A 22304-nucleotide genomic window follows, 5' to 3' on the forward strand; every position below is an offset into this window, starting at 1 on the left:
TTATATTTGATTTTGAGTTAAAAGCCTCTTAATGATTGCAAAATTACGCCTAGTTTTCTCAATTACCATAGTATTTCTTTCCTTTTCCGGTCTGGCTCAGATTACCTATTGGAAAAATACTGAATTAAATGCTACGGCTAAACAGTTTTCAAAGCAGCGCTTATTGGTGAATAAAGGCATGGCTTTCACACTAAACCAGGAAGCATTTCTCTCAGCACTTACTAGTAATACAGCTACTAATATTATCTATTTCCCCAATGAAGACGGTTCTTTAATTCCTTTTTCGGTAGAAGATGCACATCTTTTTTCTGAAGGACTTGCTGAAAAATATCCCTCAATTAAATCATATAAGGGTATTGCCCTGCACGATCCAAAAATGCAAATTCGTTTTAGCGTTTCACCAAAAGGTATTCAAAGTACCATGAGTACTTCGGGCGATAACGGAGCAGTTTTTATGCAAAAATCAGCTGACAATACCTATATTTTGTATCGTAGAACCGAACAAGATGAGCGAGATATCGATTTTGTATGTAAAACGATGCCTGAGGTTAAAGAATATTCACAAAATCTAACTGCTAAATTAGTCAATGATCAAACGCTTAGAAAGTTTAGGGTGGCCATTTCTGCTTCTGGAGAATATACCGAATTTCATGGTGGTACTAAGGCAGATGCACTTGCAGCCATAAATGCCACTTTAACTAGAATTAATGCAGTATTTGAACGAGACTTGGCAATTACTTTAGAGTTAATAGCAAATACAGACCTTGTAATTTATACAAATTCTGAAACAGATCCTTATACTGGCAGTTTAAGTTCTCAGGTTCAAAATACATTGACCAGTGTAATCGGTGAAGCAAATTATGATATTGGGCATTTGTTCAATCAACAGGATAATACGTTAGATGGTAATTCGGGCTTTATCGGTGCAGTTTGTACCGATAGTAGAAAGGGTAGCGGTTATACAACGTTGTCATCGCCAGTGGGTGATGCTTTTGATATTGATTTGGTCGCTCATGAAATGGGACACCAGTTCGGTGCCAATCATTCTTTTTCTCATATTTCTGAAGGTACTACTGTACAGGTCGAGCCAGCTAGTGGTACTACCATAATGGGTTATGCCGGTATAACAGGTTTCAATAATGTTGCTTCTAATAGCGATGATTACTTTCATTATGTGAGTATACTCCAAATACGAGATTATCTAGAAACGGTTTCATGTGGTGTAACAGAAGTGCTTACCAATAATCCGCCAACGATTACTCCTTTAATAAATTATAGTATACCAAAAGGCACTCCCTTTGTACTTACTGGCGAGGCTACAGATGCTGATGCAGCAAATGTACTGAGTTATACTTGGGAACAGATTGATAACGGCATTGTTACACAGACTACATTTGGACCTAATAATCCCGCTGGAGCAAACTTTAGGTCATTGCCGCCTAAATTGACACCAGAGCGCTATTTTCCTAATTTGAATAGAATTCTAAGCGGAGAACTGACTCAGACAGTGCCAACTTCCGGTTCTGCTTGGGAAACACTTTCTAATGTTGGTCGTGAGATGAACTTTTCATTGACAGTGCGAGACAATGCGTTAAATGGTGGGCAGTCTGATTCTGATGAAATGACCGTTTCGGTTATTAATGAAGCCGGGCCTTTTTTAATAAGTTCTCAAACCATAGAAGAATCTTTTGAAGCTGGCTCTGTGCAAACTATTACTTGGGATGTTGCAAATACCAACATATCACCTATCAATACTACTACAGTTTCTATATTTCTATCGACAGATGGGGGAGTTACATTTTCCATTCCATTGGTAGAAAATACATTGAATGATGGCAGCCAGAATATTATTATTCCGAATATTGCTACCAGTACCGGTAGAATAATGATACAGGCAGATAACAATATTTACTTTGCCGTTAATGAAGTTAATTTTTCTATTACACCGTCAGAAATTGTATTGAATTTTGATGAGGTAGTTTTTGATGTTTGTAAGCCCGATGACCTAAGTGTTCCATTTACCTATGAAACTGATCTTGGTTTTGATGAAGAAAGTACTTTTGATATCGTAAATCTGCCAACGGGTTTGACAGCAACATTTACTCCTATTTCGGCAGATACTACAAATACTCCGGTAACTATTGATTTTGTAGGTATAGCAACATTAGATGTTGGTGTGTATCCGATAACAGTGCGGGCAACTGCGGCAACCGTAACCAAAGAAATTACACTACAATTAAGAGTTTACGATGATAGTTTTGAAGATGTTATTTTAGTGTCGCCGGTTGACGGTTTTGAAAACGCATCAACAGATGTGCTGCTCGAATGGGGAACTTCAGTTGGCAATACGGAGTATGAAATTGAGATTTCTGATGATAGCGCTTTTATAAATATTATAGAGTCGACTACCGTAAACGGTAGTTCATATTCGCCAACACTTTTAGAAAATAACGGATTATATTTTTGGCGTGTAAAGCCAAAAAATGACTGCGGTGAAGGTAATTTTGCAACTCCTTTTAGTTTCTCTACAGTACAGTTTAATTGTGCTACTAAGACTGCAACAGGTGTGCCAATAGCAATATCTAGCAGTGGTACACCGGTAATTACTTCTAAAATTGTTTTTTTCGAAGACCTACCGGTAGCAGATGTAAATGTACAATTGAATATTGAACACACCTTTTTGGCAGACCTTGTGGTAACGTTAACATCACCAACTGGTACTACAGTTACTTTGGTGTCAAATTCTTGTGGCGACTCAAGAAACATAAATGCAACTTTTGATGATGATAGTCCGGCTTTTTCCTGTTCTGTAGAACCTGGCATCAGCGGTTCGGTCAGGCCTTTAGGTAGTTTAAGCTCATTTAACGGGGAGTCTATTCTTGGTGAATGGACATTAGAGGTTAAAGATAATGCACCATCTGATGGAGGTAGTTTAAAATCTTTTGCCCTTGAACTTTGTGTTGAAGGTGAATTTAGGCCTGACGACGATAATGACGGCGTGTTCGATGATGGTGATGATCTTTGTTTGGGCACACCAGCGGGTCAAGAAGTCGATGCTTCTGGTTGTGCAGTGTATCGTTTTCCGCCAGAGAATTTTATTGTTAGTTTAAAGAGTGAAACTTGCCGAGAGAATAATGACGGGTCATTATCCATAGTTCCTAAATTGGCTTTAGATTATCAAGTAGCTGTTTCTGGTAATGGGGTCAACCTAAGTCAGAATTTCTCTAATGCATTTAACTTGGCTAATTTAGGTTCAGGAACGTATACTTTATGTATCACAGGTACAGACGGTACCATTACTTATCAAGAGTATTGCGTTGAGGTACAGATTACAGAACCTTTGCCATTAAGCGTTACTTCTAAAATAGCTTTAGACGGTTCTCAGATAACACTAGAAATGAGCGGGTCTTCATTTTATACTATAGAATTGAACGGCGTAGCGGTGCAGACAGATAAGTCAACCATATCTATAGATTTAGAAAAAGGATTAAATACTTTAAAGGTGTATACCGATATACCTTGCCAAGGCGTTTATGAAGAACAGGTCGGCTTTTACGTTCAACCAGTAGTATATCCAAATCCGGTGCAAGACATGGTGAGGGTATATTTAGGTGCAGAACGAGAAGCGGTTGTTGTAAGCATTTTTAGTGCCGATGGCAGAAATATTTCAAGAATAACCACCTTGCCAGTAGATGGGACCATCTCATTAGATTTAAGCTCTCTGGCCACAGGTATGTACTATTTAAAATACGAGGGTGGAACAATAAAAGGAACTTCTAAAGTTATTAAAGAATGATGCGCTTTTTAGTACTTATTGCATGTTTGTTTATGGCGGTTACCAGCTGTAAAAAGAAAAGTGCCGCAAATCCACCAGAAGCTGTGCAATTGACTTTTCCAGAAGAAAACTCTGAATGTACCACTGGGGTAAGTTTAGGTGAAGAGATTAGTCAAGTAGAGTTTAGATGGGGTTTGGCAGATAATACCGAAACTTATGAGTTACGTGTTACAAATGTGAACACTGGTACCGTTCAAACTATTGTTTCGGCATCAGGGTCTGCAAAATTACCAATAGCCAAGGGAACTCAATTTTCATGGTTGGTGCGTTCTAGAAATAGTGAAGTAGAGCAAACTGTGTCTAGCGAAGAGTGGTATTTTTATAATTCGGGATCCAGGACTACTTTTGCACCCTTTCCTGCAACCATAGAAAGTCCTGCATCATCAGACAACGTTTTTAAAGATATTAATAACGAGGTAGAGCTATCGTGGTCAGCATCTGATTTAGATGATGATATCGATAGGTATGAGGTTTATTTTTCTGTCGAAACACCGCCAGTCGATTTAATCAGAGAACTATCCTCTACAGTAACGAATGTAAAGGTTTCAGTAACTTCAGATACGGTTTACTACTGGAGAGTCGTTGTTATCGATGAAGAAGGTAACAAGTCAGATACCGGTGTTTATAATTTCAAGGTACTTTAAGAATTGTTGAATTGATTCATGGTTCTGGCAATACCAGCTAGTACAAATGAGTTAATTATTTCGGTCGATTTTTTTAATCGTTCAGGTAGTAACGTTTTTTCCTCATCGTTCCACTGGCCCAAAACATATTCTACCTGTCTACCTTGTCCAAAATCTGCACCAACTCCAAAACGATATCTGTTATATAAAATGGTTTGTAGAAAAAGCTCTATATCTTTTAAGCCGTTATGTCCGCCGTTACTTCCTTTTGTTTTAATACGAATAGTGCCAAAGGGTATATTAATATCGTCGGTAATTACGAGAATATTGCTTTGTGGTATATTTTCTTTATCCATCCAATATTTCAAAGCCTTTCCACTTCGGTTCATATAGGTTGAAGGTTTTAAGCAAATTACCGTTCTTCCTTTTACTTTATAAGAACCTATATCGCCAAGTTTAACGGTTTCGAATGTAAAGTCGTTTGCTTTGGCTATCTCATCTAATATTTTGAAGCCAATATTATGGCGAGTTTCTGCATATTCATCACCTATGTTACCTAAGCCTACGATTAAAAATTTCTTCATGGGGTCTTTCTCTTCTGTAATTATGTTCTGCTCTGTAAAAAGGGATTTAAAAAAACCGAACATTTGTAATTGAATTTATGGTGTAAAAATACAAAAGCATCCTGATACAAGTACCAGGATGCTCTATTGTAAAATTTAAACTGTAAAGACTATTCTTCAGTAGCTTCTTCAGAACCACCTTCAGCTCCTTCTTCTCCTTCTTCATCTTCGTCATCAGTAACAACAGCTGTACGAGCAGTTTTAACCTGAACAACAACCTGACTTTCTGGATGTAAGATCGTGAAATCATCACTAAGCAATGATCCTACAGAAATAAGTTGACCGATTTTCAATTTTGAAATATCGACATCAAAGAAATCTGGTAATTTTGCAGGTAATGCTTTAATCGAAAGTTTACGTTTTCTAAATAGTAAACGACCACCGTTACGAACACCTGGAGAATTTCCTTCTAGTCTAACAGGAATATCCATAGTTACCATTTTATCATCAAACAATTGATAGAAATCAATGTGAATGATTTTGTCGGTTACCGGGTGAAACTGAATATCTTGCATAACTGCTTTAAGAGAGGTTCCACCATCTAATTCAATTGCAACTGTGTGTGCATTTGCAGTGTAAACCAAGTCTCTGAACGCAAGTTCATCTGCTGAAAAGTGAAATGGTTTATCCCCTCCGTATACTACGCAAGGAACCTTTCCAGCATTACGTAGGGCCTTCGTTGCCTTTTTGCCCACGCTTTCTCTTTCTGATCCTTTAATTGTAATTGACTTCATTATATGTATTAAAAATTAATATTCTTGTTTTCGATTCTAACTTACATCAAGAACTTAGAAGAAATAGAGTTATTGTTATGCACCTTATCCATTACATCTGCAAATAGATTGGCACAACTTAAAACTCTTACTTTTTCACTCTTGATTTCTATAGGAATAGAATCGGTAATAATCAATTCTGTTAATTTCGACTTCTCGATTTTCTCGTATGCATCTCCCGATAAAAGACCGTGTGTAGTTATTGCCCTGACGCTAAGTGCACCACGCTCCATCATTAAATCGGCAGCTTTTGTTAATGTGCCGGCTGTATCTACCATATCATCAACTAGTACAACATTTTTACCTTGTACATCACCAATAAGCTCCATATGAGATATGATGTTCGCTTTTGCTCTTTGCTTATAACATACAACAACGTCGCAGTCTAATGCTTTTGAATAGGCATAAGCTCTTTTTGAACCGCCCATATCTGGCGATGCAATGGTAAGGTCTTTTAAGCCTAAGTTTTTTAAGTATGGTAAAAATAAAGTAGATGCAAAAAGATGATCAACAGGTTTTTCAAAAAATCCTTGAATTTGATCGGCATGCAGATCCATCGTTATTATTCTGGTTGCACCTGCTGTTTCCAACATTTTGGCAACTAGCTTAGCTGCTATCGGCACTCTAGGTTTATCTTTTCTATCTTGTCTTGCCCAACCGAAATAAGGCATAACCGCTGTTATATGACGTGCAGATGCTCTTTTTGCAGCATCGATCATCAATAACATTTCCATCAAGTTCTCAGGACCAGGGTGCGTAGAACCGATAATAAATATTCGTGTTCCACGAATAGATTCTTCGAACGATGGCTGAAACTCCCCATCACTATAACGTGAAAAAGATATCTTGCCCAGTTCCATACCATATGCTTTTGCGATTTTCTCGCCTAAGATTTTACTTTGTGTGCAAGCAAATATTTTCGGTTGTGGAACTTGGTATGGCATGTCTTTCTTATTGTTTTCCAAACAGTTGCTTCTATAAAATATTGAAACCCTTGTTTTTAAAGAGGTGCAAATTTAAAAATTAAATTTGGTTGCTAACGTATAAATCTTGATATTTTTGGTGATAGAAAGAAAATAATTATTTAGTTTTGCAGTCTTGTTTTCACAGGATGTTGTTTTTAAACGACAAATTTGCTCGAGTGGCGGAACTGGTAGACGCGCTGGATTCAAAATCCAGTTCTTCGGAGTGCGGGTTCGATTCCCGCCTCGAGTACTTTTTAACCCTGTTAATAAATTGATTAACAGGGTTTTGTGTTTTTTAAAGTGACGGTTAAGTGACGATTTTATGAACATTGAACCTATTTTCACCTTTTGTTTTCTTTAATGGAAGATAGGAAAATTAGGGCTAATTATAGTCATTCTGTTTAATCCAATTCGAAAATAGTGCCGATATCTATACAATATCAAACAGCTTAGGCATCGCTAAATGGGAACAATCGAAATCTAAATCAAGTTTATTAATGAAAAATGAAGGAAGCTGCAAATTTAATTCCTAAGTTAAATCTTGATATTTAGTGGAATTGTCTTCAGGTTATTTCGAATCACCAAATGTCCCTTAAAAAGTTAATTAACGAAACTACTAAAGGAGACCAAGAATAGGACACTCTGCCAGAAAGCTGACTGATTCGCAAAAACTGGCCCCTTAAATGGCCGTTTTACGGAACTTAAATTCAAATTTTGATATAGCCCAAAAAAATATAATAACAGTACAGATTCTAACAAAACTCTATGGCTCATATTGACGGAAATTAGGGTCTTGGCTTCTCAGTAATGGCCTAAATTAAAATAATCTTAATGCCATTGATTCTTAAATTATTGGAATTTGAAGCAACTTTACGCCAACTTTATTTTTAGGTGAATAAGTTTAAACAATGGGGGAAAACCAAAGGAAATGCCTCTTTTATAAAACCATTAAATGCTATCAATTGGGCGGATGAAATTGAACACAATCATCCGGATCACACGGAACCAATATAGTGAGTTCATAGTCTTTGCCAGGTGCAAAGGCCCCACATTCTCCCGGCAAACACTGAAGGCCATCTGCACCACTACCTACAAAAGAATTGATAATAAAGTCCCCTTGTAAAATCACAATTGCTAAACTAAACCTATCAACTTCTTCAATAGTCTCGAATGAAACCTCAAAGGTACCGTCCTCTATTTTCAAAATGGCCTCTGCACGTACTTGAGGTGATCTCAATGGTTCGGTATCGGTACCGCTGATGAACAGTTCCCCATTGGTTACCGGCTCCATATTCGTTTCATATAGGACCACACCCGAAAAGGAGGTCACGGTCGGTACAGGCTCGCGCTTGCCCTCATTATCATCAGAACTACAGGCAATTACAACTAAAAATAGTGGAAAAACGGCCAAAAACATTGAATGCTTCATCTTAATTCTTTTTTATTATTATCTTTTTTCTAGTCTGAACGCCATTAATGTCTACCACTAGTACGTATACCCCCTCCGCAACATGGCCAACATCAAATCCATCCACATACTCCCCGGGTTCACGAGATTCAGTACCTAAGGAAATGACATTATTATAAACGTTATTTATTGCAATTAAAGATACCGAAACCTCACTTTTTTTGTCAATTATATAGGAAACGTTTATGATATCGCTAGATGGGTTTGGCCAAATACCGACCTCGCTCACATCTTCGATTTCAAAATCCCCAAGATTGGCTGTCAACGGTATTCCACCCCCTGGTCCGGGTCCGGGACCACCACCGTTAGCACAAATACTGCTGCTTGTGGTCAAGACGGAAAAAGCCCTGGAACTACTTGAAGTACCAACCCTATTGCGTGATGCGGTTGGTAAATCATTGATCGTGGCCGAGGAAAAACTACGTGTTACCGCAACGGTATATACTCCTGCCGGTAAGGTAGAGGACATCCTAAAGGTATCCCCTGTACCGCTCATCGACCTTGGGCCGCTTACGCTCCAACTATGGGAGTATAGGTTACCCAGAAAGTCAGGGTTATTGTCAACTCGCAAGGTAACATCCCCACCACTATTTTGGCAGGTATAAAAATAAGTCCCGTTAATTCTGGGGCTTGGCGGTCTAATGGTAGCACTTGGGGTCTGAGTGCAGGTAGTGGTCGTGTTTAGTCCAAGTTCACTTGATAAGAGCGAATTCCAAGGTGTGAAAAGTCTGGCAGCATCAATATGTTCCGAATTTACAATGTTTCCAAAAACGCGGTTAAATGGGACCTGCCCCCTGGCCCTTAAATATGCTTCGGATCGGTTCAGTTCGGTTTGGCTCGTTGTACTTCTTGTGGACGCCAAACTACTGAACAGCGGAACAAAAGTGACGAACCTGTTGGGAATGTCCACATCAAAACCATTTAGGGCATCTACCTCCCGCTCAATGTCCACGCCACCGCCGCTTGCGATATCATAGTTAATACTGTTAAAATTGAAAAAGGCCCGTTTATCCGTAGTGGGAATTCCACCCGTTCTTATAACTAATGTAGAAACTCTAGTAGTACCTCCCAAATTATTGCTGACTACTTCCGCACCAACCGTAAAAAGGCCGGCAAAAGCCCCTTGAGCTTCTATTATCTCACTGCCGGGGACATTAAAAAATCCTGTATCACCAAGGCTACCATCCACGGCGCCGTTTACCATAGCGATATTACGAATGCCTTCCCTTTGGGGGAAGCCGACCCTGTTCAATTCATTTTGAAGTGATGTAAAATCGGGGTGTGGATTTGGGCCGTTGAACCTGATCAACAATTGCCGGGCGGCCTTCGCATCCAGTCGTTCGAGTGCGTCGTCCAAGTCCTCTTTGATATCTGCTGGCAGAATGTTCACATCATCTATTTGGCGCACGAGGCTTTGAAAGCCTACAGGCAGGTTCGCGCCCTTGTGCGGGGCATCAAAGCTGATATAGTGGCTAATGTTGTGTGTTATGTTTGAACTTTCTAGGCTACGTATGGCCAGTCGGGCGATTATTCCGCCCATACTTTCTCCAATGACTATTATTTTTTCATTACCCACCTTTTCTCGATTGACCTGTTCGATCAAGTTCCTTATGACAGTAGCATTTTGTATGATATCTGCACCTCCATTTTGAAAATTAAAATAGACCATATCATACCCATTGGCCCTAAAGATACGTTCTACACCGCTGGTGGTATAATTGGCACGTAAGTTTGCGCTGCTGTTCTCGTTAATGGGGTCAAAGCCTTCGATAACGATTACCGGTTGGTCAAAAACCACATCACAGCCCAAGTGTACCGTTGCACTGCCATCTGTGGAAGAGGAAGATCGTGCGCTTTGGCCAATGGTCCCCGTCTTACCACTTGAGATGGCGGCTTTACTGCTTTGTACCTCTCCGGTCTCGGGGAACAGGACCATGTCTGGTTCTTCGTCATCCAATGTGACCACCATTATTCTACTGTAGCTGGTAAAGGTTTTTTTGCCCTGTTTGAACTGCACGGCTACAACCTTTTCCCCGATGCTTTCATAACGCACTTTGAAATTGCTTAGACTATCCAAGGGCCTAAAGCCATTTCCGTCGGAAAAGTCGATACTCGTTGATTTGATACTTTTAGGGTTTTGAATCTGAAAAAGTTCGGGGACCACTTCGAAAGTGATATTGCCAGAGTAAACTTTTTTCGAAAGTACACCTGCATTGAAAACGAAGTACTTTGCATAATCGGCATCGATTGCAATATTATTTCTTGTCTTCTGGATGTTGTCCTCAATCTGCAATGAATCCAGATACTCCCCCCTTGTCTGTATAACCCCAATAGGCACTACGTTCGGCCTATCGGCATATTGAGCCTTTAGGTTCTTAAAACTAAATTGGGGTAGTCTTTTTCTGTTATTCAAATCTGATTTTCTCATTCCCTTATAGAGCAGCTTGAACTTTTGAGGATTGATCTCTGTAAATACATCTTCATCATGGTTTTCATAAGCGAAAAAATCATCCAAAAAACCGGACATCATAAAGCCCTTGTTCAACAAATAGTTTGTTTTGATGGACTGCTTATCAATGGCATCAAGTTTTTGTTCATACTTTTCGATTTCAATGGCAGCATCCTCTTGCGAACGGGTGATAAACACAACGAAGGTAAATAAGATTAAGAGTAGTTTTCTTTTCATGATTTATGGTTAATGAGGTTGATGTTTAAAATTAAATGTACGAAAGAAAATTATCAGGTAGGAAATTAATTGTTAATAAAAGGTGAAATTTTCTATCAACTGTAATAGAAAAGCTCATTAGACAATTTTGTGCGTTTTCTAAAGGGAACATTTAAAAAGACAGTATTCATCATAAGAATATCAAGTTTCTTAAAATAACAATTATGTAATTGATTGCTCCTAAAACAATATAATCAACCTTTTTCAAACTTATATTTTTAGGTTTAGCAATTTTAAATTGTTAATAACTCCAAATTCTACCAATTTCGACAAAATTCAAATAGTACCATTTGAATCCATTTGAGACTAAATTAAATTTGTGAAATCGCAGATGGTTTCATATGGCTCTATTTAATGTAAGTAATTGTATATCAGTTTTTTGTGAATAACTAAAAGCAACATATCAAGCTCCGACCCTTCCTTTATTTTACCTTTATCCAAGAAATTCTTCAAAAGAAAACAAAAGCGCTTTTGTTCATTTAACAACCCTAAAAAAGGAAAACAATGGACAATTTTTTAATCCTTGAACGACTTGATCGTTTGGAACGGCTATTAACAGCCAACAAGGAAGTACTCACCTTTGAGGAAACCTGTGACTATACCGGAATATCGAGAAGCTATCTGTACAAACTTACGGCCTCTGGAAATATCCCGCACTCAAAACCCAATGGCAAGATGCTGTTCTTCGAAAAGGCCAGACTCAATGCTTGGCTTTTACGTAACGATAGAAAGTCTACATCGGAAATCGAGACCGAGGCCCTCAACCATATCTTTAAAAATAGGCGCAGATGAAACGGGAAGAAATTGACTGGAAAAGAGTCCGTGCTGTTTGTATCGTAACAACGATGGCAAAGGCTGGACACTTTCCGAGCAGGGAAACCAATAAAGAGGCTTGGTTTCGAAGTCCTTTCCGCCAAGAAATCCATGCCTCCTTTAAGGTGTCTAAACTCAAAAACCTATGGTTCGACCACGGGGCAGGGTACGGAGGAAACGTTCTGGATTTGGTCTTCCGGTTTTACGACTGCCGCATTCTGGATGCGCTCGACTTCCTTTCCGACATACCGACCTCTTTTTCTTTTCACCCGCAACCTTTTGTTCCACCATCGAATACGAGCTTGGTCGTCAAAAGTGTTAATCCCATTTGGCATTACGGGCTGAAAGTTTACCTAAAGGAGCGGGACATCTCGCTGGAAACAGCCAATAAATATTGTAAGGAAGTACATTATTCGTGCAAGGGAAACCACTATTTCGGCATCGGACTACAGAACGATTCCGGTGGATGGGAACTTCGTAATAAATATTTCAAAAGTGCATCCTCCCCAAAGGATATTACATTTCTATTCAATGGATGTAGGCAATTGGTAGTGATCGAAGGAATGTTCGATTTCCTGTCGGTCACGAATTTTTGTCATGATAACAAATCCTTTCTCATTTTAAATTCCCTGTCCTTTATTAAAAATGCCATGCGGTATATAGAATTTTTTAAGGATGTCGAACTGTATCTGGACAATGATGCGGCAGGAAAAGAAGCTACGAAGTGGTTATTGCAAAATCATGAATACTGCATCGATAGATCCTATTTATATAAAGAGTACAAAGATATAAATGAGATGTATAGCGCAAGAAAAAGAGAAAAAGGAATGTAACGGTAAAATCCTATCTGAGTAAGAATTCAAGATGTGTCATTGTCATGACAAATCTTGCTTTTTCTCCCGTTGGTCGCAAAAGAAAAGTAACTATTAATCGGGTTTTTGATATATGATTTAGCATAGACTACTTCGATTGAAAAAGAATAAAAAAGAACAAAGTGAAAAAAGAATTTGTACAATTTCGATGTTCCATTTATGAGAAAAAGCTGCTCAAGATCAAGGCCAAAAAGAGCGGACTTTCCATAAGTGAATATTGTCGTCGTGCTGCCTTCGACCTTCTGATCGTCGAACGGTTTTCCGAGGAACAGATCGAAGTGTACAAATTACTGGTTCAATATCAGGTCAACTTTAAACGTATCGGGAATATGTACCGAAAACGAAATCCTAAACTGGCAGATGAAGTGGTACAGTTGGCAAACGAGATACGGGAACATCTTTACAATTTCAAGAAATGATTGGCATGGGAAAATCCATATCGCATACGGGAGCTTCCATGGGGTACGGTTGGAACGAGGAGAAAGATGCAAAGGTGGTCTATCGCGAATATCTGGCAGGGGACGACCCTAAGGAGATCACTCGGGAATTCAAGATCATACAATCACAGAACCACCGATGTGAAAAGAACACCTTGAGTTTCGTCCTTAGTCCTACGATAGAGGATGGACAGGAATTGAAAGAAAAGGAACTGAAGGAAATTACGGAACGGTTCATTAAAGAAATGAAACTACAGGAACGACAGGCCATTGCTTTTGTGCATCAGAATACAAGCCATCGGCATATCCATTTATACGTAAACCGCATCGATTTTGACGGTAAGGCCTACAAGGACAGCTATATCGGCAAACGGAGCCAACAGGCCGCCGAGAGAGTAGCACAGCAAATGGGCATGACCACGGTACGGGAAGTACAACAGGAGAAATTGAACGAAGTGAAAATTGTACGTGAGGAAATAAAGCAGATCCATGAAAAGGTGATTACCGAAATGAGGCCCAAAGATTTTGACCAGTATATCAAGTTCATGAAACAAAACGAAGTGAACGTAATTCCAAGCATCGGTAAATCGAATCAGCTACGGGGTTTCCGTTTTGGATACCAAGGTCAGAACCTAAAAGGAAGTGATGTACATCGTACGATGTCGATGGGGCGAATAGCGGAGCGAATCGGATTTGATAAAAACGCTGCTCAAATGATAGGTAACGGAAACACCATGCCGTTATTGGGCAAAACAGTCGGAGTTTCCCCCAACTTGGCAGCGAACATTGCACAAAAGGCGATTAAATTGGCCATCAAAAAAACAATCGGATTAGGAATGGAAATCTAAAACTATGGCAAAACTAGAAGAAATAGCAGAATTATTAACGGAGGAAATCAAAGAATTTGAAAACTCGGTCAGTCGCATGGAAGAGCTGCAAGCTTTTCTGATGAACTACAAGATCAAGCCCGACACTTCGGATATCGACTTTATTTTGAGGCGATACAATGACAATCAAAAGAGAGCCATTGACGACCAACATACACTGATGGCGAACGTGGTCTCCTACATTAAAAAATCCATAACGATACCAAAATGGGCCATAAAGCTGTTTTGTGGACTGTTCGCCTGCATTATTTTGGTATTGGGCTACTCCGTTTACAAGGTTTCACGGATCTCCGATATAAAACAGGAAGCCTATGGACAGGGAGAAGAAAAGGCGGTCGGGCATTTCAGGGCGTTCCTCGAGGCCAGCCCAGAGGCAAGCGAACTCTATCAGGAATGGCGAGAACCCAAAAGCAAAAAGTAGCATGCGCCCTATCCGGTTTTTGCTTAACGCTTATCTGCCGGAACACTACAAAAACCGGACAGGATCCACGCGCAGGTAAGTTTTGGTAAGATTTGGGGGCTTCTACCAATTATGAATATTTGGAATTTATTTAAAAGTCTAATTAATGCTGGGCATGAACACTTTAATTTTAATTGAATGGAATCATGGTTATTTAAACATTATGGGCAGGGTAGTAATACTTTTTCTAAGAAGTATGTATCTCTTTTAATAATTGGGTAAGCAATGTGATTAAAGAGCCGTTTATTTAAACCATCGCGTTGGAGACATATGCTTTTCATAGGAAATCAAATGTTGCTCCTCTTTATTTTATCTTTAAAAATTTTAAAAGTCCATAAAGCTCTTGCCTGTTGTTCCAAAATCTGTTATTATTATTTGGGGTTGTTGAATTTGGCAGAGAATGCTATAATGGTCCATTATTAAAGCTCTAAGATCTTTGAAGTCTGTAAGCTTTCCTATTTCAGGAAGTTGTTTAAACAATACTGTTCGCTCTCTAATCGCTACGTTCAATATCTGAGCGTATTGATTGCCTTTATTTCACTTATTCCACTAATTGAAAATGTAATTTCTTTGTTTTTTCGCCAATTGTGTTCAAAATATTAGTAGTCCATCCATTCAGAGTCCTCTTTTCTAAGGTCACTTTCGGATATCAAATTACCGTTTGCAATATCAGTTTCGCTTGATATAAGTATTTCAATTTGATGAGAATCTAGTATTAATTGGTCATCCGTTTCGGTCTAATTGAGTATGTTCTCGATAGCAGCTAACAATTCTTCACTGGTGGCGACCATTATGCGGTTAATAAATCTGTTTTTTAAAATGTTCAGCGTTTTCATCATCCGATTATTATTAAAATTCCGCAATCTTATGGGTAGTAGTACATGTTAGACAATAGTTGTAGCTATGTCACAAAGTTGAACATTACCATTTAAATCTTCAAAACCCCTGCAGGCTCATTACAAAATAAAAAGCGGTTCTATAAAATATAGAACCGCTTTAGCTATGGTGCAAAAGGTTATTTTAATTCATATATATTTTGTGGCTCTCCTTGTGTCCATCTATGTTTACTTCAATAATATACATGCCAGAAGGAATATCTTCAATACCGATCGTAGTGCTTGAACTAATTATTTTTATGCTTTTCAGTTCCTTACCGTTCGTATCGTAGATTATGGCCCTTATATCAGAATTGGTTGTGATTTCTTGGTTGCTCAGTTCTATATTGATAAAATCCTTGGCGGGATTCGGATAAATCTGAGTGCCCGATCCGGCCGGTCTTGGAATTCCTCCACCGCCACCACCGTGCGTAACACTTAACTTCCTTGCCCCACTTGTACCACAAGCATTTACGGCCATTACCTGAATTTGACCCGGATTGCCTCCTAGACCACTAAAGACCTGAATAGATCTCGCAGAGCTGTAATTCGTACGTTTTTGCCAATTCTGTCCCGAGTAATTAAAATTGGTGTAGGTATCATAAGGGTAGGGCAGATACCAAATGTAGGATGTAGCGCCTTGAACACTCGCAACACTATAGTTTACTAGCGCACCGGTCAAAACTGAAGCTGGACCGGAAATGGAACCTGGAACATTGACAATACCTAACTGAAGATCTATAGATTTAGTTATGGTCTGATTGCACGAATTCGTAATTGTGGCGGTTAGCGTAATGGGGCCGCTTCCAATTTTGGTTACGGTCGTTGAATTACCGGAAGTGGTACTCAAAGTTGCTTTTGATGGGATAGATACAACCCAAGAGGTTACGGATTGCCCGGCCAGCAAACCGCTCATGGTATATGTTGAACTAGAACATACTGCACTGCTGCCCGATATCGAGGCATTACTTGTAAAAGCGCTTCTGGTTACTGTTAAAGTTTTGGTGGGTTGTGCTACTCCGTTTAAATAAGGAGTCACAGTAACGGTGCCAGGTAAGGTAGTTGAAGAAGTGGGTGTTAGGGTAACAGTACTCATCGTCGAATTAACCGTACCCGACCAACCGGGGTAACCCCATTGATAGGTCATAGTGCCTGGTGAATTGTATACATTATTCACGGTAAACACAACTGGTGTTGTTACACCACAGGCTATACTATTAACATTCGATGTTAACGTAAATGTTGGTGGTGGTGGCACTTCAAAAATTTGAATTTTCTTTATATAAATTGTTTGAATATATTGTGAACCTGAAGCTATATTAGATAAACTAAAAGTACCAATACCTAAGCTAGATTGTGCAGAACTCAAAATAGTCAGAATCAAAGGTGTATTCAACGAATGTTGTCCCATTAACTACTTGAAACCAATTGCTATTTGAAGAAAATGTGCCATTATCTTCGTTTGTAAAATTAATTCCATTACAGTTTGGATCAGTTCCAATAGGCGCGAAATTACATTTTAGACCAATAGGTTCACTGTAATTGTTGTTGTTTTTGGCAGTTATTTTTACAGAGTACTTGTAATCTTTTTTAAAAGTACCAGTTATCGCAAATTCTGTTCCTTTCTGATTAGTTCCACCATTATTATAATCATATTTAAGCTCAAGACCACCTTGAGTTGAATTTTTTTTTACATCACCTACTTTAGTTTCATGGAAAAAGTTTTGAACAGATATCAGCGGACTAAATACATCGCATTGATTTGATGTAAACGTTGAATAATCTAATGTAACCAGTTGAGCATTAGATGTTGTTATTGTTAAAATAAACAAAAAGAAAAGTAATTTTACGTGGTTCATGATTTTTTGATTTTATTTTTTTGTTAAAAATATTTGAAACCCTAGACTTAATTGGAGATTGTTTTCGGTACTATCATTCACCCCTTTAAATTTTTCGGAAGAATAATTTAGGCCCAGTTCCATAGCCACAGAACTATTAAAAAAAATAGTGGGTCCAGCACTAATCGAATACCCATGTGTATTATCTTTCAATTCTCCATTTTCAAAAGCAGAACTACCAAAAAAATAGCCACCATCAAGATATATATTTACTAACTTTTCAGGGTTTAAAAAATAATACCTCGAATAAGCTCCATAATTCAGCAAATATCTGTTAACATCAGAACTTGTATTGGTTCTTTTGTAGTCAGAATAACCAACTCGAATCCCTGCCTGTAGCTTGTCTATAAAAAAATAACCTGCATTAGCTTTAATATCAAATTCAGATGTTTTAAGTTTATCATTTTTAAAGTTATTGTTAAATCTTTCTTTGTTAGAAAAGGAGGCGTCACCGCCAAACATCCAATTGCCTTTGGTTATTTGAGAATTAGCTGTTATAGTAAAAAATAAAATATAAATAGGAAGCAGTTTGATAAGGGTATTCGCTAGTGATTTTAAATTTTTTATATTCATTTAGTTGGTGCATTTTAAATTTGTGAAGGCAAGTTTTCTATCCAATAAAGGGCAAATGCCTGAACCCGCATTCTCTATATGATGTAATCTCATTTATGTACGTTTTTTATTTTACACAAAAGAGTTATAATCAATGCGTTTTCTATCAAAAACTAACGAGCATTTAATTTCTTAGTAGAAAACCAACATATGGAGAATTAGTTGAGCTTCATTGATAGTAATCTTGTTTTCATTTAAATTATTTTTAGGTTGAAAAAAAGTAGTAAGCACTGCTTTTCCCAAAAGCTGGCTTACGCGTTCAAAAAAGAGATACCGTCTTACATAGGTTAAATTAGGTAAGTTAAATGTAGGATAAAAAAGAATTGAAAAAACAAAATTTTTATTATTATTTTATTATTTATATTATTGATTTTCAGCTATTTAATAGTTATATAATGATTTAAAATTAAACGGTACTTGTAATTTATAGTCAAGCAATTGTCTTTATTCCAGTAATTTTGTAGGAAATTTCTATAACGTAAAATATTTGCTATAATTCCCATATTACTGGTTATAATCAATTGCATTAATAGGCAAATCTAAAGCAACCAATATTGAAACTACATGTCCACGATCTGTTAGTTAAAAGTCCTTGAGTATTTTTATCTTTTCAATTGTTGCGGCAAGAATAACCCTTAATCCTCCAACTATTTCACGCAAAACATGTGCCTGTAGTTGTGATTTGAATTTGAAGGATTTGTTATGAAGAATGCTCAATGCATTCATATAAAGGGATGATATCTTTTCTCCAATACTTTTTAAACCGCTATATACATATATTCTGTTGGTTTTCATTAATTTCCATGTATCGGAATTAGTATAAATTGTGCGTTAGCATTATAAATTCTTAATAACTCAATACTAAAAAGTAACAATCCAAGTAATCGTTCGCAATCGTTCTCCCACTTTCATAATCGTCATCAAAATATCCTCCTCATTTGGCAACTCCCCATAAACCAAAAACTTAAAGTCATTCTGATAGGTATCTTTAAGCTTATTCCACGTTTCTTCAGGTTTTTTAAAAATTAGGGCTTCTTTGGGATGGTATTGTAACCAGTCATTATTGTTCTTAAAACTTTGCACATCGTCATGTGCTACTTTTAGCAGCATACTATCAAAAACATCCGAAGAGAAAAACGCCTGAATCGTATCATCTTTTAGTAGCTGATGAATATCATATATATGCCTGATTTTTGCATTCAAGTCTACAATAGGGGTTTTGGTGTGTGAAAACCGAACCAAACTCATTATTTTTTCACAAAATGTTCTTCTGGAATCCAACACAAGAGCCTCAAAAGGCAATAGTGCATATTCTTCAGCGATGCTTGTTTGGTTGGTAGCCATCATCATATCAAAGATATAGGTATTCAGGACTCTCTTAGAATAAGGTTCAAAGTAGCCGAGCCATGTCGCCTCTATGATAATTACATCCCTTACTTGTCCATAAGTACCTTTGAAAATCTTGGGATAGTTATACGCTATTTTCCGAATCATCCCCAATTTATTGGTAATTCCTTCCATAGCTACTTCGGTAAACGGTGCGGTTATTTCCCTTGTTATTTTTTTGAGTTTGTTTTTTAATTGATTCCCTGTTTCTTCTTCTCTTCGCAAAACGACCAAGTCAATATCCTCAGAAAAACGGTCGATGTACGTGTAACACTTTGATAAGACCGTACCTCCCTTGAATATAACTTCATTTTTAATGGCACTTTCATAAATGAGTTTTAGAGCATAACATACCCAATAGTCCTTTTCGATGTAGATATCTGAAATATCCATCCGCTGTGCGGTTGCTTGTACCGCTTGTCTGAAAAGTTCTTCGTTTTCGTGCAACTTCATTTTATATTCCAGTATTTAGCATTTGACAACACCTTTTCAGAAATACCAAGATTATAAACCGTTATGGGGTTTAAGGAATCTTGAAGGTTTCTTATTTCAGCCGCTGTCTTACAATCAATTTCCCTTAGCAGCGCACCTAATAATGCTCTTGTTGCTGGGGAATATTTAAAAGCCAATTTTATGATTCTTTTTTGTTCGCTACTATTCAGTTCGCGCAACAATGCCATAAATCGGATGCAGCTTTTAGCAATATTGGTATCGGGTATTTTCTTTACGTAACGCATGGCATCCAATAATCGCAATAGCGGAATGTTTTCTTTATTGATCGTATTCTTTTGTTTAATGAACGAAATTCTAAAACGACCTCTTTTAAAGGATGGTCTTATTTCCCGCTTACCAATTTGTATTGTATTGCTTACTTGTGTGGTAAGCCCTAGGGAATTATAAACGCTATACCCCGTAATGTACCCCACAAGTTTGCCGTCTTCTTCCAATAAATCTTTTACAATTTGATTCTGGTCAGGTAACAAAGTACCGAATACTGTTTCTTGGGGTTTATAGTATTTGCCTTTGGATAATTTATTAATCTTCCCCGAAGTGGCCATTCGATTAAGATGTTTGATTACGGCTTCCCTTTTGGCCACCTCATTCATAAAATCTATATAGGTGAATACATACCCCTTGGGCAACTTATTAATCTTATCTTCAATGTATTCAGAGGTTTTCATTGGAAATTGTTTCTACAAAGATATTTAAAATGTCCAGTTTATTTATTAAAAAACTGGACATTTTTTAATAAGCTCTAATAACTTTATTTGCATTGTTTCATAGGTCACTGTACCTTGCGAGAAGTAAAGTCTCTCGCAAGGTACAGTGACCTAACGTTGTTCTAAAAGTATCAATCTACCTATTCAATTATTTACCTTCTTATACAAAGTTTAAAAGACCAACAAGACAAGTTTTTTGCGCAAAAAACTTGACATTTAAAACTAAATTATAATTCTTAACCTTATTTGACAGCTCTACTATTATTATTGTTGGCTATCCGCTAAAGTCAACATATATATGCGTACTAACTTATTTGACCGTTATTTGATAATGAATATAATTATCAGTTTGTAGAGGGCATCCGTCATATAACCCCATGTTCCTGCGTAAGTTGAAAAACCTGAGGTTTTCCAACAGCCTCGGCACCGCGCATAACAGCATGGAGCGTAAAAAAAACGCTCCATGCCCTTATCTTGCCAGCGCTCGATTACTGCTCATAATTAAACAATCTCTAAAGCTGGAAGATTATCAATGGCCTCATCTTGTAGCTTGTTGATGAAGTTCAAATATTTTAAGGTGCTTTTGGTAGAGCTATGTCCCATGGCATCGGCAACCGTTTTTAGGTTTGCGCCATTCATAAGCAGCAAACAAGCAAAGGTATGTCTGGCGCAATAGAAAGTAATATGTTTATTGATTTCCGCTCGTTGAACCCAATAACCGATCGTTTTATTCAGGCCATTTATACTAATATGTTGAACATTAAAAATAAAATCGTTCTTCCTTCCGGGCATTCCGATTATGGCAAGAGCCGTTTGGTTCAATCGATTGTTTATCAGTTCTCCAGTCTTTTTCCTATGAGTAATTAGGCGACTTTTATTGATATTCCCCCAAGTTAACTCTCTAGTTTCGGCAAAACCTAACGAAGTATAACAAGCGAACAAGAAGGCTTTCTTTACTTCTTTATTGCCACAACGTGTATTGGCCATTTTCTGTAATTCCTCACCATCGAGCACTTGCTTCCTCAACGTATCGTCTTTGTGAGGATTTGAGAACCGAATATCTTCCGTAGGCATCACTTTTATGTACCCTTGTATTTTAGCTGACTTTAAAACTTTCTTGAATCTTGTAAAGTAGTTATGAGCCGTTTCTCCTGCAAGTCCTGAACTATGGATCAGATAATCTTTATAGGTTTCCATTATGGAAGGAGTTATCTGAGAAATTTTCAATCTAGGGTTGTCAATAGCCAATTTGAATTTTGCGACCGCATTGGCCACAATACGAACATCCTTAAACTTATACGTATTGATGAAGTGCTCAGCAAACAAAAAGAAGTTTTGATTTTTTAAATGCTGTGGTATGTGACCTGTTTCATCGGATAGTATTTCCAATTCACGATTTGCCCTTAATCTGTCAGCCAACCTTTTCTTTTCATTTCGGTCAGCGTCTTTTGGCGACAATCTGATTTTGAGAAATTCTCGCCATCGTTCTCCATTATGGTGTATATCCAAATACAAACTTTTTTCTCCTGATTTTAGTTTTCTACTTCTTAATTGTACAGACATAAAAGTGACGGTTGAGTGACGGTTTTCATCTAAAAATAGGAAATAAAAGGAAAACGAAGCAAATTTTTAACATTTTAAATATCTGATTTACAGTCATTTGGTCTTATATGGTTTCATTTGATATGAAATGAATATTCCCGCCTCGAGTACGACAAAAGCCCTAATAATCTTACTAATTAGATTGTTAGGGCTTTTTGTATTATATATGGATATTAATAAGTAAACATTTTATGTAATAAGTTATGTTTAAGCTATTTTCGCAAAAAAAA

Annotated in this window: 18 protein-coding genes and 1 tRNA gene; 8 read left to right on the forward strand and 11 right to left on the reverse strand. The window is 37.6% G+C overall.

Annotated features, from left to right (window positions below):
- Nucleotides 1-31 precede the first annotated feature (31 nt).
- A complete protein-coding gene (locus CLV90_RS03560; protein ID WP_133686134.1) occupies nt 32-3796 on the forward strand; it encodes a zinc-dependent metalloprotease in 3765 nt (1254 codons plus the stop codon).
- On the forward strand, nt 3793-4479 hold the full coding sequence (locus CLV90_RS03565) for a hypothetical protein (protein WP_243835254.1): 687 nt from the start codon (nt 3793-3795) through the stop codon (nt 4477-4479). The genes CLV90_RS03560 and CLV90_RS03565 overlap by 4 nt, the downstream gene beginning before the upstream one ends.
- Here CLV90_RS03565 and pth read toward each other — a convergent pair.
- The 3 genes from pth to CLV90_RS03580 form a co-directional block, all read right to left on the reverse strand.
- Nucleotides 4476-5105 (reverse strand): aminoacyl-tRNA hydrolase, encoded by a 630-nt coding sequence (gene pth, locus CLV90_RS03570; RefSeq protein WP_133686135.1) that lies wholly within the window; start codon nt 5103-5105, stop codon nt 4476-4478. The two genes, CLV90_RS03565 and pth, sit on opposite strands and share 4 nt — an antisense overlap.
- 86 nt (nt 5106-5191) lie before the next feature.
- Complete coding sequence (locus CLV90_RS03575; RefSeq protein ID WP_133686136.1) at nt 5192-5815, reverse strand: 50S ribosomal protein L25/general stress protein Ctc; 624 nt, start codon at nt 5813-5815, stop codon at nt 5192-5194.
- Nucleotides 5816-5856: 41 nt separating this feature from the next.
- Complete coding sequence (locus CLV90_RS03580; protein WP_133687011.1) at nt 5857-6798, reverse strand: ribose-phosphate pyrophosphokinase; 942 nt, start codon at nt 6796-6798, stop codon at nt 5857-5859.
- A gap of 191 nt (nt 6799-6989) precedes the next feature.
- Here CLV90_RS03580 and CLV90_RS03585 point away from each other — a divergent pair.
- Nucleotides 6990-7069: transfer RNA gene (locus CLV90_RS03585), tRNA-Leu, on the forward strand.
- A 708-nt stretch (nt 7070-7777) separates the two neighbouring features.
- Here CLV90_RS03585 and CLV90_RS03590 read toward each other — a convergent pair.
- The gene (locus CLV90_RS03590; RefSeq protein ID WP_133686137.1) at nt 7778-8248 is read right to left on the reverse strand and encodes a hypothetical protein; all 471 of its coding nucleotides are present in this window, start codon (nt 8246-8248) and stop codon (nt 7778-7780) included.
- A 1-nt stretch (nt 8249) separates the two neighbouring features.
- Nucleotides 8250-10973: a PGAP1-like alpha/beta domain-containing protein gene (locus CLV90_RS03595; RefSeq protein WP_133686138.1), complete on the reverse strand. Its 2724-nt coding sequence runs from the start codon at nt 10971-10973 to the stop codon at nt 8250-8252.
- Between the two features lie 543 nt (nt 10974-11516).
- Between CLV90_RS03595 and CLV90_RS03600 the strand changes: the two genes are divergently transcribed.
- From CLV90_RS03600 to CLV90_RS03620, 5 genes are all read left to right on the forward strand, one after another.
- On the forward strand, nt 11517-11804 hold the full coding sequence (locus CLV90_RS03600) for a helix-turn-helix domain-containing protein (RefSeq protein WP_133686139.1): 288 nt from the start codon (nt 11517-11519) through the stop codon (nt 11802-11804).
- Complete coding sequence (locus CLV90_RS03605) at nt 11801-12658, forward strand: toprim domain-containing protein (protein WP_133686140.1); 858 nt, start codon at nt 11801-11803, stop codon at nt 12656-12658. The genes CLV90_RS03600 and CLV90_RS03605 overlap by 4 nt, the downstream gene beginning before the upstream one ends.
- A gap of 161 nt (nt 12659-12819) precedes the next feature.
- A complete protein-coding gene (gene mbpA / locus CLV90_RS19365; protein WP_133686141.1) occupies nt 12820-13116 on the forward strand; it encodes a mobilization protein MbpA in 297 nt (98 codons plus the stop codon).
- A gap of 5 nt (nt 13117-13121) precedes the next feature.
- Nucleotides 13122-13982, forward strand: a complete 861-nt coding sequence (locus CLV90_RS03615) for a relaxase/mobilization nuclease domain-containing protein (RefSeq protein ID WP_341777677.1) — start codon at nt 13122-13124, stop codon at nt 13980-13982.
- Nucleotides 13983-13986: 4 nt separating this feature from the next.
- Nucleotides 13987-14442, forward strand: a complete 456-nt coding sequence (locus CLV90_RS03620) for a DUF6730 family protein (protein WP_133686143.1) — start codon at nt 13987-13989, stop codon at nt 14440-14442.
- Nucleotides 14443-15501: 1059 nt separating this feature from the next.
- Here CLV90_RS03620 and CLV90_RS03625 read toward each other — a convergent pair.
- From CLV90_RS03625 to CLV90_RS03650, 6 genes are all read right to left on the reverse strand, one after another.
- Complete coding sequence (locus tag CLV90_RS03625; RefSeq protein ID WP_208295087.1) at nt 15502-16740, reverse strand: T9SS type A sorting domain-containing protein; 1239 nt, start codon at nt 16738-16740, stop codon at nt 15502-15504.
- The gene (locus CLV90_RS03630) at nt 16706-17215 is read right to left on the reverse strand and encodes a hypothetical protein (protein WP_133686145.1); all 510 of its coding nucleotides are present in this window, start codon (nt 17213-17215) and stop codon (nt 16706-16708) included. Before CLV90_RS03630 ends, CLV90_RS03625 begins: the two co-directional genes overlap by 35 nt.
- Nucleotides 17216-17227: 12 nt before the next feature.
- Nucleotides 17228-17827 (reverse strand): outer membrane beta-barrel protein, encoded by a 600-nt coding sequence (locus tag CLV90_RS03635; protein ID WP_133686146.1) that lies wholly within the window; start codon nt 17825-17827, stop codon nt 17228-17230.
- 900 nt (nt 17828-18727) lie between these two features.
- Nucleotides 18728-19705 carry a nucleotidyl transferase AbiEii/AbiGii toxin family protein gene (locus tag CLV90_RS03640; protein WP_133686147.1) on the reverse strand — a complete coding sequence of 326 codons (978 nt, stop codon included), beginning with the start codon at nt 19703-19705 and terminating at the stop codon, nt 18728-18730.
- Nucleotides 19702-20433 carry a DUF6088 family protein gene (locus CLV90_RS03645; protein WP_133686148.1) on the reverse strand — a complete coding sequence of 244 codons (732 nt, stop codon included), beginning with the start codon at nt 20431-20433 and terminating at the stop codon, nt 19702-19704. Before CLV90_RS03645 ends, CLV90_RS03640 begins: the two co-directional genes overlap by 4 nt.
- 540 nt (nt 20434-20973) lie before the next feature.
- A complete protein-coding gene (locus CLV90_RS03650; protein WP_133686149.1) occupies nt 20974-22035 on the reverse strand; it encodes a site-specific integrase in 1062 nt (353 codons plus the stop codon).
- Between the last annotated feature and the right edge of the window lie 269 nt (nt 22036-22304).

The sequence above is a fragment of the Maribacter spongiicola genome (assembly GCF_004364165.1).
Taxonomy (GTDB): Bacteria; Bacteroidota; Bacteroidia; order Flavobacteriales; family Flavobacteriaceae; genus Maribacter; species Maribacter spongiicola.